1 protein-coding gene is annotated in these 1,287 nt (G+C 28.4%); it reads right to left on the reverse strand.

The window, feature by feature from the left end; all coding sequences use genetic code 11:
* Positions 1 to 100: 100 nt before the first annotated feature.
* Positions 101 to 1,048, reverse strand: coding sequence for a hypothetical protein (locus tag H602_RS0109560; protein ID WP_026977787.1), 948 nt, complete (start codon positions 1,046 to 1,048; stop codon positions 101 to 103).
* Positions 1,049 to 1,287: the final 239 nt, after the last annotated feature.

The following is a 1,287-nucleotide window of genomic DNA, read 5'->3' on the forward strand; positions in this document are numbered from 1 at the left end:
AACTCCATAAGTGTTGACGGCATGTAATCGGTTCCGTTCAACACAGGTTTCATTGTTCGTTCTCCGAACGCAACGAAACCTTAGCTGTTGGCAGAGGTATTTAATTTCCAAAACTTCCTGTCTTAAAATCAATGCCATTTAATTCATAAATTATTTGGTTATTATTTTTCACTATTAAGTTAAGTTTTCCAGTTATAACTTTTCCATATTTTTCCGTTGACTTATTAAGAAGTATTATTTTTCCGCTTGTTTGATAATTTTCCCATTCTTGCTGGTCAATATTGAGATTTTGGTTTGCAATTATCGGACCGATTGCTTTTCTAAAATCAGCTCTATCTATTAAATCTGTTTCTGTAAATGGTATTTCTGTGAGTTCATTATTCCATAAATCTTTTGAAAGAGATAAAGTTATGAGGTAACCATTGTTTAAGAAAAAATTATGATATTGTTTTTCGTCCTCAAATTTAACGCTATTATTATAAAAGCTGAGTAATTTAAAATTCTGTGAATCGTATGACAATCCCGTTTTTGTTGTAGTGCAATTTATACTTTCTAATGATTTAAATTTAATTTTACCATCGATATTTCGAGTGACATTATTATTACTTTCCAAAAAAAGAGTTCCTTCAAAGTCAAACTTCACTTCACCAGTTTCATAATTACGAGAAAAATTAGAAATATTGAATGTTGACTTTGGTCTAAAGTTTGGAGTTAAAAATATTTTCATTATTTGTGGTGTTAATAGTTTTGGATCATATTCTCCATACCAAACTTTTAATAATTCTCCTTCTTTTGAAAGTTGAAAATTAATGTTAAATTTTATTTTACTCTCATCATTATAAGATGCGCTAAAGAACAACATATCACAGTTTTCATTTCCGTCAACATTCTTATTTGTGGATTTATAATCTATTCCATTAATATTTATGTCAGTTTCATTTTCAATTATATTTTCTGCTATTGTAGTTTTTTCTTCATCGTTGGTACAACTTGTTAATAAAAATAAAGGTAATAAGAACAATGTTTTAAATAATTTTCTGTTTTTCATTTTAGATTTTTCTGTTTTTTAATATCTCTGCCAACGTTTTGTGGCTTTACGAGGTTTGGGGAAAGCCTTCCCAATCTTTTGATTATTAACTAATTATCCAAATACAAGACAGTTTTTTGATTGAGCCAAAAGCCCAAATCTTGTAAAACCGCTGTTGAACTAAACCTTCGGTAGCGTATTACCTGAAAATGTTAGTCCTTTGTAAAACTAATTAAAAATTAATTACAATGACAAAAAAA

It is taken from the genome of Flavobacterium tegetincola DSM 22377 (assembly GCF_000425485.1).
Taxonomy (GTDB): domain Bacteria; phylum Bacteroidota; class Bacteroidia; order Flavobacteriales; family Flavobacteriaceae; genus Flavobacterium; species Flavobacterium tegetincola.

Coding starts and splice junctions, on each gene's coding strand:
- H602_RS0109560 (WP_026977787.1), bottom strand. CDS start 1,048: ATGAAAAACAGAAAATTATTTAAAACATTGTTCTTATTACCTTTATTT.